This window comes from Saccharibacillus endophyticus, from assembly GCF_013185185.1.
Taxonomy (GTDB): domain Bacteria; phylum Bacillota; class Bacilli; order Paenibacillales; family Paenibacillaceae; genus Saccharibacillus; species Saccharibacillus endophyticus.
Map to the genome: position 1 here is coordinate 280,428 of NZ_JAAZWE010000002.1, position 15,018 is coordinate 295,445.

Consider the following 15,018-nt stretch of genomic DNA (forward strand, 5'->3'; position numbering starts at 1 on the left):
GGCGCAATCGGACCATCAGCCCTTTTTATTCTACTAAAATTCCAGTCATTAGGCAAAAAGGATTCGCATGGAGAAAGGTTTCGGCTTCATTGCGGATCTATTCGTAACGCAGTGCGTCGATCGGATTCAATTTGGCTGCCTTGTTTGCCGGGTAGTAACCGAAAAAGATTCCGATGAACATCGAAAATAATACGGTTCCCACGATGATATACGGAGACAAGACGAATTCTGCACCCATCAGCTTGGAACCGATAAAGCCGAGAATCAAGCCCAACGTAATTCCGATCAAGCCCCCCGTCACGGACAGAAATACCGCCTCCGCCACGAATTGCGTGCGAATATGGGCATCTTTGGCTCCCAAGGCTTTACGCACGCCGATCTCGTGCGTCCGCTCCGTTACGGAAACCAGCATGATATTCATGACGCCGATCCCTCCGACGATCAGAGCGATGCCGGCAACTGCCGCGACCGCGAGCGATAAAGTTTTCATCATCGAATTGGTCGATTCCAGCTCGCTTTTCATATTGTAGGCATACGATTCCCATTCTTTGTTCTTCTCGTACATCTTGCTTAAGTAGACGCTGATCTTATCCGTAAAGACGGTCAGATCCGTACCCGTGCGGGGAACAACCGTTAACGAAGTAAATCCCTTGTACTGCGAATCTTTTTTAGCGGTGCTGACCGGGATATAACTGCTTGTCTCCAGGTCTTTATCGGATGCCATCGCGCCCATTCCGGACGGCTGGGCATACTGATAGACGCCGATGATCGTGAATTGCTTAATCGCTTTATCCGTGTAAATGATCATATTATTGCCGATCGCCGCTTTATTCGATCCGTATAGCGCATCCGCGGTACGATCGGATACCACAATGACGTTACGCGTTCCCTTGATATCCGTATCGCTGACGTAACGCCCTTCCGCCATTTTGACCTTGTTGGCTTTGGCATAACCTGCGTTGACGCCGCTTATCGAGACGTTGCTGTATTTGCGGGCTAGTTTGGCTTTCCCGCGTCCCGCATCTTCGGATAAGGAAAGGGTCTCGATCTCCGGAAAACGACTCAGCATCGCGTCGATTTGCTCATTGGAGATTCGATCGGAGTCTTTGGGTACTTTTGCCGCTGCCGCGCTGAATTCCCCGCTTATTTCTTCCGCCCGCATTTGCATGCCGATCGATACGTTATTGATGCCGAACTCCGCGAATTGATTCGTGACCGACGAAGTCATCGCATTGCCTACGGAAATAACGGCAATGACGGACGAAATCCCGATGATGATCCCCAGCATGGTGAGAAACGAACGCATTTTGTTGGCGCGCAGACTTTCCAGGGAAAGCAAAAGATTTTCAATCATGAAAGGGTGCCTCCCCTATTCGACCCGGCCTTGTCCGAAACAATCCGTCCGTCTTTGACGGTCACCACGCGCGGACACAGCTCTGCCAATTCGGTCGAGTGCGTGATGAACAAAATGGTCTTTTTCTCTTCCCGGTGAATGCGCAAGAAGATCTCCATGACCAGATTGCCCGTTTTGGAATCCAAAGCTCCCGTAGGTTCATCGGCCAAAATAATATCGGGATTGTTCGCCAGCGCACGCGCAATAGCGACCCGCTGCTTTTGACCGCCGGACAACTCATTCGGTTGGTGATCCATCCGTTCGTCCATGCCCATCATGGCGAGCAATTCTTTGGCGCGACGGCTGCGCTCGGCCGGCTTGACGCCTGCATACACCATCGGCAGCTCGACGTTTTTCAAAGCGCTGTTGCGCGGGATCAGATTGAACGATTGAAAAACAAACCCGATCTTCCGATTCCGAATCTGTGCCAATTCATCCCGGTTCATCCGCTGGATCGGAGTGCCGCCTAACTCATACTCTCCGCTGCTCGGTTGATCCAACGCCCCGATAATATTCATCAGCGTGGATTTGCCCGAACCGGATTGTCCGACGATCGCGACAAACTCTCCGGAAGCAATGTGCAAATCAATCCCGTCAAGCACCGTAATTTCGTTAGGCGTGCCCGCGAAATAGCGCTTGACCACATTACGGATCTCAATCATTGTAAGCAGCCTCCCCTTTGAGTTCGGGTGAAGCCGTAAGCAGGTCGCTTGCCTCCTGTGCGGCCGAAATAATCGTCATTCCCGGCGAAAGCCGAGGCGACTGAATCTCGACGCTGATATCGTTTTGAATACCTAATGTAACCGGAAGCTCCTGAAGTTGACCGTTCTGCAGAACATAGATGATATCTCCGCTATCCCCCGTTGTTACGGCGTCCAAAGGTACTGAAAATACGTCGTTCTTCCGATCCAGCACAATGGTCATCCGCGCGTTCATTCCTACGCGAATACGCGGATCTGCTTTGTCGATATCCACGTTAGCCGCAAATTGCACGCTGGTATTGACTGCTGCCGCCGCTGCCGTCGAATCTCCTGCAGTCGCATTCTTCACCGCGGATGCGCCGACGTAAGCCAGCTTGGCTTTGAACTCTTCATCGCCCGTGCCGTCCGTCTGCACGAAGGCCGGCTGACCGACCTGCATAGAGCCGATATCCGCTTCGCCGATCGCCGCGGATACCGTCAATTTCGAAGTATCTTCGACCGTGAACATCAGTCCTGCCGCAAATTGATCCACAGTCGCGTTTTTAAACGTTACGGTTCCGGAAATCGGCGATATAATCACGGTATCCGTAAGCTGTTTCTTTAATTTGTCCAAGCTTACTTGTTGCAATTCGATACTGAGCTGCGCAGCACCTTCCGTTTTGGATTCGGCAATTTGCCGGCTCAACTGCGCACTCTCATAACTGTTTTTGGCGCGTTCCAGGGCTAATGCCGCGGCGGCAAAAGCTTCGCTTTGGTTTTTCAACGCACTTTCATAGCCAAGTTTTGTTTTCTCGAGGGATTCCTGTGCGGCCGCAAGAGCTTCATTCGCGGTGTTGCCCGTATTTTGGTAAGCTTGTTTGGCTTTGTCCAAGGCATCCCGCGCTGTCGTCAACGACTCTTTGGAACTGCTTACGGCGTTATCATACGCTTGTTTAGCTTTGTCCAGACTATCTTGAGCACCGACCAGGGACTCGGATGCCCCTTTAAGCGCCGCGTCGTACGCTTGTTTGCTTTTCTCTAGTGCATCTCCGGCATTGGCCAATGCTTCTTGGGAACTGTTCCAGGTACCGTCAAAAGATTGCTTGGCTTTGTCCCATGTGTCTTTTGCGTTTATTTTGGCATCGGCGGCGCTCTTCAATGCTGAATCATAGCTCAGCTGCGCACGGTCCACAGCCTGCTTGGCCTGTTCCAGCGCTTCGGCGGAACTTTCCGCGGACTGTTTGTAATCCAGGTCGGAACTGGTCACGGCATCTTGAGCCGATTTGATGCTGTCGCGCTGCGCTTGATTGGCTAACGTAAGTGCGGCTTGCTTCTCGCTGACGTTCGCGCTTGCTTGATCGGCTGCACTTTTCAGCGCGGGATCACCGGCAGGCAGATCAGCGGTTTTGCTGGCTTCGTAGGCAGCCGACGCCGCTCTATATTCCCGATCCGCATTTTGCAAAGCAATCGTCGCCTGGTTCACCTGGCTGTTGGTACCGCTTTGCGCTTGGTTCAAAGCATCGACTGCGCTGTTGTATCGATTCAATGCGGATTGCTCGCTAAGCGGCTTTCCTTTTTGCAGTTGGGCGTATTTGTTGGCTGCCGAGGTCAGTTCCGCTTTTGCTATTTTAACCGTCGGCGTACTTTCGATCGGAAGCTGCGATTCTTGATAAGCCCGCTCCGCAATTTCCAGATCTTTTTTTGCGGACTGTACGGTCGGCGTGAAGTTCCCCTGCGCGACCAACTGATCATAGGCGCGCTGGGCTGCCTCTACGTCTTTTTTCGCGGACAATACGGAGTTGCCCGAGTTTCCTTTGCTTTGGGCTGCCAACGCATCGTACTGACGCTGCGCGATATCCAGCTCTTTTTTGGCCGAAACCACTGTCGTGCCCGATTGTCCTTGATCCTGACCCAGCAGTGCATCATATTGGCGCTGAGCGATTTCCAGGTCCTTTTTGGCCGACAGTAATGTGCTGCCTGCCGCTCCTTCCGCTTGACTCCGGGCAACGGCAAGCTGACGCTCGGCGGTCTTCACGTCAGCTCGGGCCGACAGTACCGCGGTACCGGGATTTTTCTCGGCCTGCGCCTTCGCTTCATCGTATTGGCGTTGAGCCGTCTGTACTTCAAGCGCAGCCGAGTCTACGCTGACCTTCGCGGTCGCGATCGCGTTTTTATTGTCCGTACCTGCGCTTTTCAGCGATTCTTTGGAGTTCTGCAAGTTCAATTCAGCCGATTTGATATCCAAAATCAGATCCGCGGTAGCGAGCGCAGCCAGCTTTTGTCCGGCTTTCACCACATCGCCCTCCTTCACCAGCACTTCGGTCAATTTGAGCGAAGAAGGCGCATAGATATTGCGGCTATTTTGACTGCGCACGCTGCCCGAGACGAGCAGCGTGCGGGTAATCTCTCCTTTTTCGAGCGACGTGGTCTGCAGGCTCTCCAAGCCTTGTCCTTCCGCGCTTTTGGCGCTCAGCATCGAAGACCAAATCCACCATGCGGCGATGGCCAAGAACAACAGCGTAATCCATATCCATTTATGCTTGAAAATTTGTCCGATTCTATTCATCTCCAGGTTCGATCCTTTCTTGTTGGGTTGTCGAATACACACCTTGAAAAGTTACCGAAGCAACCTTAAGAACCGCCAATGCCAATTCTTAATAATTCTTAAGTAGAGTTCAGCTTTGACCGACAAACAAGTTAGAATGAACCATACGACAAAAGCATGCAATCAACCAAGAAAAATCAGCTCCGCACATGGAGGAACGCTTATGAATGATCCCAAAACGATTTTGATCGCCGACGACAATAACGAGATTCGAGAAATCGTGCGCGTATTGTTGGAGAGCGAGAACTACGAAGTGATCGAAGCCGTGGACGGCGAAGATGCGGTGAACAAAGTCACGGACCGGATCGACCTGATTATTCTCGACATTATGATGCCCGTCAAATCCGGCTTCAAAGCGTGCATCGATATTCGCGAAAAAACAAGCGCCCCTATCCTTTTCCTCACTGCCAAAACGCAGGATTCGGATAAATACATGGCCTTTTCCGTCGGAAGCGACGACTATATGTCCAAACCTTTTTCCTATACGGAGTTGGTTTATCGGGTTAAGGCGCTGCTGCGGCGATACTATGTGTACCGGGGTAAAGAAAAGGCTGCAGCTTCCTCCAACCTGATCCAAATTCGCGACTTGTCGATCAATACGGACTCTCATGAAGTTACGGTAGACGGCAAAGAGATCGTGCTGACCGATATCGAATATCAAATTTTACTGCTCATGGCGCAACACCAACGTAAAATCTTTTCCGCTCAAAATCTGTACGAAAGCGTGTGGGAAGAACCTTACTTTTACAGCTGCAACAATACCGTCATGGTTCATATCCGCAATCTGAGAAAGAAAACGGAACACGATCCCCAGGAGCCCAAGCTGATCAAGACCGTATGGGGAAAGGGGTATCGCATTGAGTAGGCCTTCTTTTCGCTTAAAATTGAAGGTCCAGTTGACTGCGGCCTTGGTGGCGGCGGTCGTGCTGGCCTTTCTGCTGTTCATTGCGCTGCAATCGCTCGGCTCCACTTTGCTTGACCGTCACTTCGGCCAACCTTCTTTCGTAGCGCAGCAGAACCAGAAGATGATCGCCGAGTTGTCGGAATTCGTTTCGCAAAATCGGTTAAGCATCCATGACGATCAACGATTGAACGACTGGTCGAGTAAAAAGAAATATGTGACGATGTATATTTATGAGGATAAAAAGCTGGTGTATTCCTCGGACGGGTTCTATGTGCAAGCTGAAGGAGAAAACGCCGAGCCTTTTGTTTCTGACGAATCCCTGTATAACGTTCCGTTTACGGACGCCGATGCTCAGGTCTTCATCGAGTCCTTCGCGGAGTACCGCTATTACACGATGGTCACTTTTGCGTCTTTGGCTGTCGCATTCGCGTTTTTCCTATGTGCGGTGCTGCTGTTGATTAATGTCAAGACCTCTTACATCGAAGTGTTGGAAAATGAAATCAAAATTTTGGAAGGCGGCAATCTGGAATATCCGATCACGATCAAGGGGAAAGACGAGTTGTCGTCTCTGGCGCAAAGCATCAACGAGATGAGAAAATCTTTTATCGAACGATTGGAAAACGAGGAGTTGGCCCGAAAAGCCAACAACGAGCTGGTTACCGCGATGTCGCATGATTTGCGTACTCCGCTAACCGCGCTGATCGGCTACCTCGACATTATTCAATATCGCAAATACAAGTCGGACGAACAACTTTTCAAATATATCGCGAACAGCAAAGACAACGCCTACCGGATCAAGCATCTGTCCGATCAATTGTTTGAATACTTTTTGGTGTCTTACAATCAAAACGATCTGTTGGAGTTGGACGAATACGACGGGCTGCCTTTGCTCGATCAGATGATCGGCACGCATGCGCCTCTGCTGATGGATGAAGGATTTGAATTGGAGTTCATTCCCTGCAATGATCCGTTCACGCTGAGCATCCATGTCATTTCGATGCAGCGGGTGTTCGATAATCTGTTTTCCAATCTGCTCAAGTATGCGGATAAGTCCGAGCCTGTCACGATCGCGTGTACCTTGCAGGAAAAGTGGCTGTATATTCATGTTAAAAATCGGATCAAGCAAGGCAGCGTTCATGCGGACAGCAACAGTATCGGGATTAAAGTGTGCGAGCAGATCGTGCAGAATCACGGGGGGAGCTTTGATGTGGTGAGGACGGAGAAAATGTACAGCGTGGAGGTTAGTTTGCCGGTGGTTTCGTAAGTGGGTGCCGGGAGGCGCTGCGGGAGTCGCACGTTGGTTACTCGAAAGATGCAAGCTAACCACTTTGAGGGGAAAGGAAAAGATAAAAGACGTAAAAAACGACGCCGATGTTCGGGCGTCGTTTTTTGATAAAGCTATGTTTATGGGTGTTGCCGCAACGAAATCTTCAAGATTTCGGGCGGGTTACTTTTTGTCGTCTTCGTCGCCGGCGGCTTTCGGAGAAGGTTTGTTGTCCCACTCGTCGGCCTGCGTTTCGACGTTGGCTCCGTTTTCTTTGCGCGTTTTTTCCATCAGGGTATCTTCGCCGGCGCTTTGTTGATTCGGATCTTGGTTGGAATCTGTCATGTTGTTTTCCTCCTCGGTGGGTTCTGGTCTTTGTTTCGACAAGGTATTATTACCCGCTTCACCGAGAAGAAAACACGGGCTTTCGAAATGACGGACGAACGACGGGTTCAAGACTTGCTTCCGGTATCAGCGAACGGACAGCCAGGCTCGGCCGCCGCGCCATTCCACGCCGACGGGCATTTCGAAGAAATCGGACAGATTGCTATCGCTTAAAATTTCGTTTGAGCGGCCTTGGGCGAAAATTTCTCCGCGGCGGATCAATAGCGAGTGGGAGAATACCGGAGAGATCTCTTCGGTATGGTGCGTGACGAGCAGCAATGTAGGCGCGTCGGGACGCGAGGACAAGGCATCGATACTTTGCAGCAGCGCTTCGCGGGAGATGAAGTCCAGGCCGTTACTCGCTTCGTCCAGGATCAGCAGCTTCGGGGAAGCCATAAGGGCGCGTGCGATCAGAAGCTTTTGTTTCTCGCCTTGCGAGCAGGTCTGATAGGCGCGTCCGACCAAGTGGGAGCAGCCCAGATCGCGCATGAGCGTTTCAGCCTTTTCCCGGTCTGCCTGTTCAATTTCTGTATAGAGCCCGATCGAGGCGTGACGACCGCTGATGACGATCTCCAGCGCTTGTTCGTTCGGACGGATTTTCTCCTGTAGCGATGAGCTTACCCAGCCGATCGATTTACGCAGTTCACGCAAATCAATCGTACCGAATTTATGTCCAAGCACCGATATTTCGCCGCTTGTGGGCCACATATACCCGTTGATCATGTTCAGAATGCTTGTTTTGCCGGAACCGTTAAGCCCGAGCACCGCCCAATGCTGGCCTTCTTCGACGGTCCAGTCGATGTTTTGCAGAATCATGTTCTCTCCGCGTCTCCAGGAGACGTTTTTCAATTCGATAACTGCGGCCAAGTTCTTTCCTCCTTTAAAGCAATGGATCATCCCGTCTTCGATTAACTCCGCAAATGCTCCTGCGCGTTCATAAACACGATTCGCTTGCGAGAACCGTCGATGCGCCAAAGGTGGATTCCCGTATCCCCTGTTGCCAGAGAAATCTCCGATTGGAACGGTAGATTCGTTAAGCTATGGAATAACATATTGATCATGCCTCCATGCGAAACGATGCAAATCCGGTGCAGATCCGATTTGTTTTGTTGGGCAAAAAGAAGCTTCGACAAAAAAGATTCCGCCCGGGCACGAAACTGAATTTCCGATTCGGTGCCGGCAAATGTATCATGCGGCTGACGACCTGTGCTCGGCAGCGGATAACGAAGCCGTGCTTCGTCGCGCTTGAGACCGGCCAATAGTCCATTATCCCACTCCATAAGATCTTCATCATACGCGACCGAGAGTTTGCACTCTTGAGCGATCGCTTCGGCTGTGCGCGCGGCGCGCTTCAGCGGACTAGCCAGGATCTCGTGCGGGCGATACCGCTTCGCGATCCAGGCTGCGGCAAGACCCGCCTGACGCTCGCCGAGCGGCGTCAATTCAAAATCCGCCCGGCCTTCGTGGCGGTCTTCCAAATCCGCCTGCGACTCGCCGTGCCGCACGACCAACAATTCTATCATCAGTGTTTCATCCCCCAATATGCGCTATAGTGTATCCCATATCTTTATTGTCGTCCTTTTTTCCGGTTCAATCAATCGGTAGATTCTATCATGAATTTTTCATGTGTTGATTTTTAATTATAGGAAATATACAGCGCTATAGCTCGATTATCGCGTATTCGTCAAAGCGTCCTCTGTCAATCCACCCATGCCGCACGCTCCGGATTGCGCAGGTACTCGAACATTTCTTTCACTTGATGCTCCGTGTTTCGCTCGATCGAGAGCGGCGGCAAGTCTTCTTCGCCGAAAAATCCGACTTCGCTCGTCTCCATCGTCGCGGCGGCCTCCCCTCCCGTAATTTCGCAGCGGATAAACATTTTGTACACATGAAAAGGCGAAACCGGATGATCGTGGAACTTTTTATCGAGAACGGCCAGCAGTTTTCCCGCTTCTGCCGTGTATCCCGTTTCCTCCGCAATCTCTTTCACGACATTCTCCTTAGCCGACAAACCGATATCCGCCCAGCCTCCCGGCAGAGACCAAGCTCCGTCCAGACGTTCGCGCACCAGCAGTACTTTACCTTCTCGGAAAATGACGCCCCGCACATCCACCTTCGGTGTCGCGTATCCGGTCTCTCCCGCGAACAGCTCGCGCAGCTGCGCAGTCTCGACTCCGGTATACTCGTGCATGATTTCCAGACTGATCGTTCTCAACATCTCGAAACGCTCCAGATCGTAGATGTCTTTGGAATATTCCAATCCCGCCTGGCTGATCGCCTGGATTTGTTTGGCCCACTCCAACCACTTCGGTTGCATCTGCGCTCCTCCTCGTACATAGTTATATACCATTACTGTTCGTTCGAGATCGATGAATAAAATCCCTCCTTTTCTTTTCGCCGAGTTTATGCACGTTCCGATGCAAAAAGGCTCTCCGAAAAATTTCGGAAAGCCTTTTAAAAGGGTTCGTTTACAAAAAAACTTCTTCAACCGCCAAATTCCGTTCCCGCGACAAATCATGGAAATGATCGCCGACGCGCACGAGCGGCTTAAAGATGTCGGACGGATTATTCAAAATGATCGTGCCCGTATCTCCGCTGCTCAAACGAACGTTTTTTCCGATCAGATTGGACATCAGATGCTGCACGAGCGCCTGCACCGGCTTTTCGTTCAATTTGCCGAAGCCCAACTCGCTCACTTCGCGCAAAATATCGAGCAGCGGACGCTTCGGCTCGCCCTTTTTGCCTTCGGACAATCTCAAGTATGTATCGGCTACGGCTACGATCTGCGAATAAGGATGAATGTCAGGTTTGGTCAATCCCTGCGGATAACCCGAACCGTCCTCGCGTTCATGGTGCTGAAGCGCCACAAGAGCGGTCGTTTCGTCATTCATCGAATTTTTGATCACGTCATGGCCCAGTTTTGCATGCTTGCGCAGTTCTTGCATATCGTATTCGGTCAAATAATCCGTCCGATTGCGAATCGTCGGCGAAATTTTGCTTTTGCCGATGTCGTGCAAATAACCGGCTTTGCTGACCGCATAGCACTCTTCGCGCGAATAACCCAGCCAGGTCGCCATGTAATACGACAACATGCCGACTTGCATCGAGTGATTATACAAACTTACGTCTTCGCGTTCGAGCACGAGCAGCAGCGATACGATATCGCGATGTTCGTCGACGGTACGCAGCAGCGGTTCAAGCTGAAGATCGACCGTGGACTCCTCGAACTTCCCGCTGGTCAAAGCTTCCAAGAAGATGGACTGATAACCGCGAATGGCAAGCTCGATATGACTCTGCATAACGGCGCTCAGTACGCCCGGTCCTGTCTCGGAACCACGCGGTTCGATCTCGACATAGTCGATTTTGTGCCGGTTCAGCAGATCGGTCTCCTCGATCTTCACGACTGTTCCTCTTGGCAGTACGTGCAAACCCGCCGGGTTAAATGCATCTTCTTTCAGCATATCGCCTTGTTGAAGATCCGTTACATGGATTCGCAATGGACAACCCCCTCGATTTACTTACAACTTCCTTTTATAAAAAATATCGGATACAAATTTTTTTTTATTAGTAAGCAGGCGCGAATGACGACTTTAGTCGGGTAAAAAGAGCGATAAATAAGGCAAAGTGACTATCCTTTTATGAATTTACTGGAAAAATATAGACATAAATAAAAGAAAATATAAGCATTGGGGGACTTGAAAAAACGCTATCACCTTCCGATAATTGGAATATACTAGTATTAGCGCTCGTTGACCAGAAGGAGGACGCCGCATGCTGCAAGCTTGTTTGAACGGCTCCCGGACCCGAGAAGACCATCCGGCGGTTCCTTATACATCGGAGGAAATCGCAAGCGACGCCGAAAAATCGGTTCGTGCCGGAGCAGCCGAGCTGCATATCCATATTCGTGACCGGGAAGGCAAAGAAAGCCTTACGGCGGACGACGTCGCTCGCATTCTTTTGGCAGTACGCGAACGTGTGCCGGGCGTCCCTATCGGAATCTCGACCGCCTGGTCGATATTGCCGGATAGTGCGGCGCGCATGCAGCTTCTACGTTCTTGGCATGTCGTTCCGGACTACGTCTCGATCAATATCCATGAGCCTGATGCGGAATGGATCATTGCAACAGCGATGTCCCGGGGAATCGATGTTGAAGCCGGCCTTTGTTCCGAAGCGGATGCGGAACGCTTCGTCGCCATGCCCGGCTGCGAATCATGCCTGAGAGTGCTGATCGGGATTCATAATCCCCATCCCGGGCGGGAGTCTTCCATCGTGCGCAATATCCGCAAAGTATTGAAGCGCGCAGGGTGTACGCTGCCTATTCTGCTGCACGGCTCCGATGCGACCATGTGGCCCATGTACATAGAGGCGATGCTGCAAGGATTCGGCGGTCGAATCGGACTTGAAGACGGCAGCATGCTGCTCTCCGGCCTTGCCGCCAAAGATAATGAAGAATTGGTCCGGACGGCGAAGCTGATCGAAGGGCGTTTTTGAAACGTCGGACCGTCGCGCTTGACTCGATTATATACGCAAAACAAACAGCCGTGCTTCTCTTTACGAGAAACACGGCTTCTTTTTTATTCTATATCGCGCTTTGACTTATTCTTTGATGTTGCCGGATTGCTTCAGGCGCTTCGCGATTTCTTTGAATTCGTCCGCTGAAATGCCCGGCGCGAATTCTTCGTCGAGCGGCGGCGCTTCCGGAATCGGCACGCCTTTCGGGACGCCGTGAATAACTTCGAGCGCCGATCCGTCTTCGGGGTGGGTCCCTTTCCAGATCTGATCGATCGTCGTAAAATCGTTATCGCTCCACGTGTACAGCTTCGTGTGCACGCCTTTTTCTTCGTACTTCCGGGATTCATTGAATTTCCGGTTATCCAGCGAAGGAATCGGAATCAACTTGGTGACATTGACGCCGGTTGCCACTTCGAGCGCTTTGGCATAGGCCACCACGTGAACGCCGCCGCGTACCAACAAGAAGCCGACCACGGCTCTGGCAGCAGGATGATCGGTCATTTCGTACACTTTCATCTTGTGCGTACGCGCCCCGCATTCCAGGAAGAAATTATGAAGCAGGTCCTCCACCAGATTGCCGCTGTTGAAAACGTTGGCGCCGGTCCACGGGTTCCCCATGGAATCGAACGGCATCGCCCCTTGCGCGCCGGCCAGGAACGGATATGAGAAGCGGGCGTCTTTTACGGATTCGAGCGGATTTTTATCCGGGTCGCCCGGCGAAGTCGATCCTTGCATAATTTTATTGATGCCGTGGCTGACCAACTCGACGTGGCCCAGCTCCTCGGCCGTGATGCTCATCACGAGATCGTAGAACGGGCGAAGCTTGGACTTGGAGCGGAAATTAAACGATTGATACAGATAGTTGTTCAACGTGGACATCTCGCCGAACTTGCCTCCCAACAGCTCGTGCACCGCGGCGGCGGCGTTAGGATCCGGCTTTTCAACATCGGGAATTTCGATCATGATCTCTTCCATACGTTTGAACATGCAAGTCTTCCTCCCAATCGTAGATGAAGTGTATAACTATGCACTATTAAACCCCCGGGATTTTTTCAAACAAAAAAAGCGAATAAATCGCTCCATATTCACACTTTTTTCAAAAATGGATCGACGGATCGTTCAGCCGATTCGGCAAACGGCGGGCGTTGAACAACAAAAAGCTCCGCGATCCTTTTGTAAAGGGATCGCGGAGCTTTGAATGCGGCATCTATCGACAGCCGAACCGCACTGCCGAGACGGACGGCGAACCGTTTAAACGACAGTGCTCAGCAGGTAGTCGCCGTTTTTCGCGGCAGATTCCGTCGACTTCAGCACGTCGAGATATTCGGCCGAGTTGGTTACGATAACCGGAGTCGCCGTCACGTAGCCTGCGGCTTTGATCTGTTCCAGGTCGAATTCAAGCAGCAGTTGACCGACTTCGACGCGATCGCCCTCTTTGACCTTTTTATCGAAAAATTGGCCTTTGAGGCGAACCGTGTTCACTCCGACGTGGATCAACAACTGCGCGCCGCCGTCCGTCGTAATGCCGATAGCATGTCCGGTCGGGAATACCGTCGTAACGGTGCCCGCAGCCGGAGAAGTCAGATGACCGGAGGTCGGATCGACCACGATGCCTTGTCCCATCGCGCCCGACGAGAATGCAGGGTCAGGCAAAGTGTCCAACGCTTGAATCGCGCCTTCCAGCGGGCTGACGATGATTTCTTTTTTGAGCAGGCTTTCTGCCGGAGTCGTAACGGCTTCTTCAACGCGAGCCGCTGCCGGTTGTCCGTCGGAAGTCTTAGCAGGCGCATGGTTTGCGTTTGCTTCCGCAACAGGTTCTTTGAACAGGAACAGATTCAGCAGCGCAGCCAACGCGAACGCGACGACGATCCCGATGACCGTAGTCGCAAAACCCGTTCCGACATAAGCCGGGATCGCCAATACGCTAGGCAAAGCGAACGAGATCGCGCGTCCGCCGCCGGCGCCGATGATTGCCGCGCCGACCGCGCCGGAGATACAAGCCAGAATGAACGGTTTTTTATACTTGAGCGTAATCCCGTAGATCCCCGGTTCCGTAATCCCGAAGATCCCCGCCAATGTTGCCGAACCGGACAGGGCTTTAAGATCGCGGTTTTTGGCTTTGAGGAAAATGCCGAACAGCGCGCCGGCTTGAGCCAGCACCGGTGCGGCCAGCATCGGCAGCATGGTGTCGTAACCGATGGTACCCAAGTTGCTGAGCATGATCGGCACGAAGCCCCAGTGAACGCCGAAGATCACGAACACTTGCCAGAATCCGCCCGCGATCAGACCCGCGACGATCGGACTGAGGTTGTACAACCAGGTATAGCCGCTTGCCAAGCCTTCGCTGATGATATTGCCGACCGGACCGAACGCGAGGAACGTAAGCGGCACGACGACGAGCAGCGTCAGCATCGGCACGAGAATGTTTTTGACCGATTGGTGCACGAACGACGCGAAGAATTTCTCGACGTAAGACTGGACCCATACCGCCAGAATGACCGGGATGACCGTCGACGTGTACGTGACCAGCACGATCGGAATGCCGAAGAAGTTCAGCGCGGTTCCGGCCGATTGCGCGGCGGCAATCGCCGGATACACGAGCGCGCCCGCGATGGCGACGGAGACGAACATATTGGTCTTGAAGCGGCGCGACGACGTGATCGCCAGGAAGATCGGCAGGAACGTGAACACGCTGTCGGACGCGGCGTTCAAGATCAGGTACGTGCCCGAATCTTCGGAGATCCAACCCATGACCAGGAACAGGGCGACGAGACCTTTGAGTACCCCGGCTCCGGCCAACGCGCCGAGCAGCGGCGAGAAGATGCTGGAGATCATGTCGACCGCGCGGTTCAGCCAGCTTCCTTTTTCGCCGGACTCTTCGGCTTTATCGGCACTCTCCGCATCTTTCAGGCTGGTTTGATCCATGATGCCCTTGAATACTTCAGGCACGTTGTTGCCGATGACGACTTGGAACTGACCGCCGCTCTCTACGACCGTAACCACCCCCGGCGTATTGTTCAATCCTTCTTTATCCGCTTTGGCCGTATCTTTCAACTTGAATCTCAGACGCGTCGCACAGTGGAAAACGGAGCTGACATTGCTTTCGCCGCCTACGCCTTCGATAACTTTTTTCGCAATTTCTTGATCTTTCGCGCTCATGATGAGGCCTCCCTATTGGATAATGACATGCCTGTTACCGATCGACCGCCGAGTTCGCTTTGCTGCGTTTTATCCCGGAACCAACGAGCGCCGGCTGCCCGTTGCTTTCCCCGTAAA

13 protein-coding genes are annotated in these 15,018 nt (G+C 52.3%); 3 read left to right on the top strand and 10 right to left on the bottom strand.

From position 1 onward, the window contains the following. Positions 1 to 97: 97 nt before the first annotated feature. Genes HRQ63_RS07140 through HRQ63_RS07150 form a run of 3 tightly spaced genes read right to left on the bottom strand, consistent with a single transcriptional unit; the run spans position 98 to position 4,639 of the window. The gene (locus HRQ63_RS07140) at positions 98 to 1,354 is read right to left on the bottom strand and encodes an ABC transporter permease (protein ID WP_172241259.1); all 1,257 of its coding nucleotides are present in this window, start codon (positions 1,352 to 1,354) and stop codon (positions 98 to 100) included. Further along, on the bottom strand, positions 1,351 to 2,055 hold the full coding sequence (locus HRQ63_RS07145; protein WP_172241262.1) for an ABC transporter ATP-binding protein: 705 nt from the start codon (positions 2,053 to 2,055) through the stop codon (positions 1,351 to 1,353). Before HRQ63_RS07145 ends, HRQ63_RS07140 begins: the two co-directional genes overlap by 4 nt. Beyond that, complete coding sequence (locus HRQ63_RS07150; protein ID WP_172241265.1) at positions 2,048 to 4,639, bottom strand: HlyD family efflux transporter periplasmic adaptor subunit; 2,592 nt, start codon at positions 4,637 to 4,639, stop codon at positions 2,048 to 2,050. The genes HRQ63_RS07145 and HRQ63_RS07150 overlap by 8 nt, the downstream gene beginning before the upstream one ends. Positions 4,640 to 4,841: 202 nt before the next feature. Here HRQ63_RS07150 and HRQ63_RS07155 point away from each other — a divergent pair, with 202 nt between their 5' ends. Both HRQ63_RS07155 and HRQ63_RS07160 read left to right on the top strand, forming a co-directional pair. Further along, complete coding sequence (locus tag HRQ63_RS07155) at positions 4,842 to 5,543, top strand: response regulator transcription factor (protein ID WP_172241268.1); 702 nt, start codon at positions 4,842 to 4,844, stop codon at positions 5,541 to 5,543. A gap of 31 nt (positions 5,544 to 5,574) precedes the next feature. Then, positions 5,575 to 6,846, top strand: a complete 1,272-nt coding sequence (locus HRQ63_RS07160) for a HAMP domain-containing sensor histidine kinase (RefSeq protein WP_172241272.1) — start codon at positions 5,575 to 5,577, stop codon at positions 6,844 to 6,846. A 183-nt stretch (positions 6,847 to 7,029) separates the two neighbouring features. Here HRQ63_RS07160 and HRQ63_RS07165 read toward each other — a convergent pair whose 3' ends face one another. The 5 genes from HRQ63_RS07165 to HRQ63_RS07185 all read right to left on the bottom strand — a co-directional run bounded on the left by HRQ63_RS07165 (position 7,030) and on the right by HRQ63_RS07185 (position 10,727). Then, a complete protein-coding gene (locus tag HRQ63_RS07165; protein ID WP_169833742.1) occupies positions 7,030 to 7,191 on the bottom strand; it encodes a hypothetical protein in 162 nt (53 codons plus the stop codon). Positions 7,192 to 7,317: 126 nt separating this feature from the next. Then, positions 7,318 to 8,127 carry an ABC transporter ATP-binding protein gene (locus HRQ63_RS07170; RefSeq protein ID WP_371873236.1) on the bottom strand — a complete coding sequence of 270 codons (810 nt, stop codon included), beginning with the start codon at positions 8,125 to 8,127 and terminating at the stop codon, positions 7,318 to 7,320. Positions 8,128 to 8,138: 11 nt separating this feature from the next. Beyond that, complete coding sequence (locus HRQ63_RS07175; RefSeq protein WP_172241277.1) at positions 8,139 to 8,753, bottom strand: histidine phosphatase family protein; 615 nt, start codon at positions 8,751 to 8,753, stop codon at positions 8,139 to 8,141. Between the two features lie 176 nt (positions 8,754 to 8,929). Further along, complete coding sequence (locus HRQ63_RS07180; RefSeq protein ID WP_172241280.1) at positions 8,930 to 9,547, bottom strand: NUDIX hydrolase; 618 nt, start codon at positions 9,545 to 9,547, stop codon at positions 8,930 to 8,932. Positions 9,548 to 9,698: 151 nt separating this feature from the next. Next, on the bottom strand, positions 9,699 to 10,727 hold the full coding sequence (locus tag HRQ63_RS07185; RefSeq protein WP_172241283.1) for an HD-GYP domain-containing protein: 1,029 nt from the start codon (positions 10,725 to 10,727) through the stop codon (positions 9,699 to 9,701). Positions 10,728 to 11,001: 274 nt separating this feature from the next. Here HRQ63_RS07185 and HRQ63_RS07190 point away from each other — a divergent pair, with 274 nt between their 5' ends. After that, the gene (locus tag HRQ63_RS07190; RefSeq protein ID WP_172241286.1) at positions 11,002 to 11,721 is read left to right on the top strand and encodes a 3-keto-5-aminohexanoate cleavage protein; all 720 of its coding nucleotides are present in this window, start codon (positions 11,002 to 11,004) and stop codon (positions 11,719 to 11,721) included. Between the two features lie 105 nt (positions 11,722 to 11,826). On the opposite strand, the gene HRQ63_RS07195 is transcribed toward HRQ63_RS07190, so the two are convergent. Together HRQ63_RS07195 and HRQ63_RS07200 are read right to left on the bottom strand one after the other, a co-directional pair. After that, on the bottom strand, positions 11,827 to 12,729 hold the full coding sequence (locus HRQ63_RS07195) for a manganese catalase family protein (protein ID WP_037282664.1): 903 nt from the start codon (positions 12,727 to 12,729) through the stop codon (positions 11,827 to 11,829). 264 nt (positions 12,730 to 12,993) lie between these two features. After that, positions 12,994 to 14,901, bottom strand: a complete 1,908-nt coding sequence (locus tag HRQ63_RS07200; RefSeq protein ID WP_172241289.1) for a beta-glucoside-specific PTS transporter subunit IIABC — start codon at positions 14,899 to 14,901, stop codon at positions 12,994 to 12,996. Positions 14,902 to 15,018 lie beyond the last annotated feature (117 nt).